Below are 3872 nucleotides of genomic sequence, written 5' to 3' on the forward strand. Positions count from 1 at the left end.
AAAGTGCATGTCTCCCTTGCCACCCGTTTCGATCACTTTCTGACCCAGATCACCGGCCTGATCGACGGCGTCGCCCGTGACTCCCACGGCCTCGGCCAACTCGGTCAGGAGCTGGCTCACGCCAGCGGCACCCTGGAAAAAGGCGCGCGCCACCAACTGGCGGAAATCGCCCAGATGACCGGTTCCATGCAGCGCATGGAAGATGCCATGGGCCATATCGCCGTGCACGTGGAGCATGCCGTCGAGCACGCGGGGCAAGCCAGCCAGCAGATCATCCGTGGCCAGGAAAGCGTCGGCCGCGCCCAGCTGGAAATCACTCAACTCGCCACCCGCCTCCACGACACTAACGAGACGGTCGAAGGGCTGGCCGTGCAAGCCGAACAGATCGGCTCGGTGCTGGAGGTGATCAACAGCATCGCCAACCAGACCAACCTGCTGGCCCTCAACGCCGCCATCGAAGCCGCCCGCGCGGGTGAGCAAGGGCGCGGGTTTGCCGTGGTCGCCGATGAGGTACGCAGCCTGGCGCAACGCACGGCGGTGTCGACCCAGGAGATCAAGACGATTATTGAAGGGTTGCAACACGGCAGCCGGCAAGCGGTTGAGGCCATGCACGACAGTCGCCAGGGCGTGGAGCGCTGCGTGGAGGACAGTCAGTTGGCGGTGGAGATGCTGCGGGCGGTGGGCAATGATATTTCGCAGATCGATCAGTTGAATGGGCGGATTGTGTCGACCACCCGTGAGCAATCCACGGCGAATGTGGAGATTGTCGGGCGGCTGCAGTCGGTGCAGAGCATCGCGCAGAATACGGCGCAGGATGTGGAGACGCTGGCCAGGAGCAGTGAGCGGTTACCGCCGATTGCGGTGCGGCTGGATGCGCTGGGGCGCCGGTTTCATCAGTGATTGGGAGCATGGGCCGGTGCTTGATTCAAGCGCTGCTTCTGACGCGGATTGTTAGTCCAGGCGTGAGCGTCGCTACGGGCAGATCGGGTTTCAATCAAATGAATCGGGCCCTTTCTGCTCCTTTATTTGGACGTGGCGTGTTCATTTTGAGCGTGGGCCGGATAACGCATAGCGGCTTGCCTCTTCCATCAAGTCATCGCACATCGGATTGGCTTTGAGCATGTACGCAGCCGGGTCGATTATCGACAAGCCAAGCGATGTCTCTTCTGTGGCAGATGCCCAAACTTCTCCCATTGGCCCGACAATCTATTTCACTGCCCTCGCAGGTGCGTAGGGGTTGATTTACCGCTACCTTCCCTGGAAATCTTGCAAAGAGACGATGCACATGGATGTTGAATGGGCGCATGCCATCGAAGCCGCAGAAAGCGAGTACTTGTGTTCCCGCGTTGAGAGCTTGTCGCGGGTTAGTGGAAATCCTTTTGGTGCTCGTGTGTTTTCCAATGGGGCCTTTCCGTGCTTTCAGGTGAAGGCAACACCTAGCCCGATGTTCAATCGTATCTACGGTGACAGCACCGGCAACCCCCTTTCACTGCTGAGCTTGCTCAAGGAGTCAGCGGAGTATTCAACAGTAACGCCCCTTATCGGGAAAGCCTCGACGTTTGAGCAATTCGCTTTTGTGGGTGAGGAGCGATTCGAGCGTTTGAGGGGGTGGACGCATCTGCAGCTTGCGTGCCCCATCGAGGATGCGGTGTTGACCCCCCAATTATTCAACATCGAAGAGGCCACTTCAGACTCTCTTCCGGAGTTCGCGGCAGTTCATGCGAGTGGCTTTCATACCAAGCCAGAGCATCGTCAGTTGAGCCAGGCTTGTTTTGCAGGACTGATGTCGAATGAACGCCTGAAAATCTACGTCCTTAAAGCTGATGGGCAAGTCGTTGCAGGCGCGTTGATGTACCTGGCCAGCAATGGCGTTGCCTACCTGGGCACGGCTGCCACTCGAAAAAATGCACGAGGCTTGGGCTATCATGGAGCGCTGATATCTCACCGGATAGAGCAAGCAAAGAAGCACGGCAGCCTGGTGATTGCTGCAACTGCGCTTCCAAGTTCACAGAGTCGCCGTAATTTGCAGCGCATTGGGCTGGCGGCGTCTCATGCTCAGGCGCTGTACCGCTTGGCAGATCATTGAAGTACGTCGGTATGGGAACGTTCGCTATTGGCCGGTAACGACGTTTCGTGAGGGGCCGCTAACGGCCAAAAGCAGTCTTTCAATGCTCTACAAAATTAGAGCCGATTCGCCCCATCTCAACTACCGCGCTAATTCCGGGGAGAGTGGGCATGGAAAACACGCGCTCACCCATCCGACAAAGACCGGTACGCAAAGCATGAGCCTCCAATCTGTCCGGCACCTCAAAGATGGCTGGCAAGCCAAGACCAGTGTTTACTGCCAGTCCAGAATCAAAACAGGCATTAATTCAGCTTCCTTACTGCCTTCAACAGCACTGCTACTGCTGTATATCACTGATCACAATCTGCGAACTCCCCTCGATCCTTCTGACTTCTACAGTCATGCTCCCATGCTCGCCTTTGACCAAGTAAAGGTACTGATGAAAACCTGGCTCAGTGTCACTTTTATAATATGTGAACCGCTTCAGCAATGTTAAGGAAGCTACATTGCCTACCTGAGTAGCGATCTGTTGGCTTGAGCGTAAATACTCTTCAAACGCAATATTAGCCTCATCCTTTGCCTCGTAGTACCTCAGCACAAATCCTGCGATCACGACGATCAACACTATCGCAATTAGAGGCCTGATTTTTTTGAATCTCGGGCTTTTTAAACTACGCATACCCACCCCCTAAAAATGGTTATAACCACCAAATTCTACGTTGATATTAGTACCCCAACGTCCGCCCAATTTACTGCGTTAGGATCAATAGAAAATACGACCGATGGACTGCCAAAGCGACCAACTACTTTGTTCGTGATGGCGTTGCCTATCGCCCCCTTATAGGAAATGCCTGCCGCTAGAGGGCCGACGCCTATCACCACCAAGAGGGGGCATTTGGTGAGGCTTTGAAATCAAAAGATTTTAGGTTAACAAGTGGTGAGTGATCCCTAACCAAGATAACTCCCTCGTGAAATATCACACTCGCTTGCCAGTTGAAATTTTCAAGATAGTAGACGCATAGACTGTCGCAACTTTTCATAAAAGCACATTCATTGAGGGCGATTCTTTTAATTAGATCGTCAGTTATTGGGAGTCGTTGAGTGCACCTGCCGATAATTCCGTCGGAGTAAGTTGTAACGGATATTGCATTGACTGCAGTGGGCGAATGAACGTCAAAACCCATTATGCTGTTGGCACTTGAGTCCGGATAAATCCAAACAACCAACTCGAGTGGTGTTTGACTCGCAAATTCGGAAAGCAATTGGATTTGCCTATCAAAGCTGCTTTCTGAAATGTAAAGCACATCATCTATTTTACTTGTCATTGTCAGTATGTCGTCATCGGTCTCCATGATCGAGTATAGACGGTAACGCAATATATGTTTTACGGGGCGCATCTTTACTACTGGAATCGGTCGCCGGGGGCGAGCGGCCCCTCTTGGCCGATTGCAGCCCATCGTGACGGGTAGCTTTTTGAAAACTGGCCCCCATTATCGGCCCCAATTTTTCGATGCTGATAATTGGCTACTTTTCCCCGGAAAACCTCCTGGCTTGGGTCGAAGTCGTCGATACAACTACCACCGCCTCCACCACGCTTTCTGAGCAACCACCTCAGGCTTCAGCGAGGCGATCTTAGAGCCTGCAATCTTTACCGGTGCGACGTCCAGACCATCGAAGCTACCTAGACCCAGAGGGGGGCTTTCTGCTTGTAGAAAGCGAGTGGTTTCTGCTTGCGGATTCCACGCCATTCGGACACTCAGCCCACGCTGATCCGGACACCTGTTCCACGCTCATTCGGACAGGCAGT

At 53.9% G+C, this 3872-nt stretch carries 2 protein-coding genes; both read left to right on the forward strand.

Annotated features, from left to right (window positions below; genetic code table 11):
• On the forward strand, positions 1-900 hold a 900-nt coding region (locus AC3WKX_RS34105; protein ID WP_146014676.1), incomplete at its 5' end, for a methyl-accepting chemotaxis protein.
• Between the two features lie 385 nt (positions 901-1285).
• A complete protein-coding gene (locus tag AC3WKX_RS34110) occupies positions 1286-2086 on the forward strand; it encodes a GNAT family N-acetyltransferase (protein WP_102605908.1) in 801 nt (266 codons plus the stop codon).
• Positions 2087-3872 lie beyond the last annotated feature (1786 nt).

It is taken from the genome of Pseudomonas sp. GP01-A4 (genome assembly GCF_058780865.1).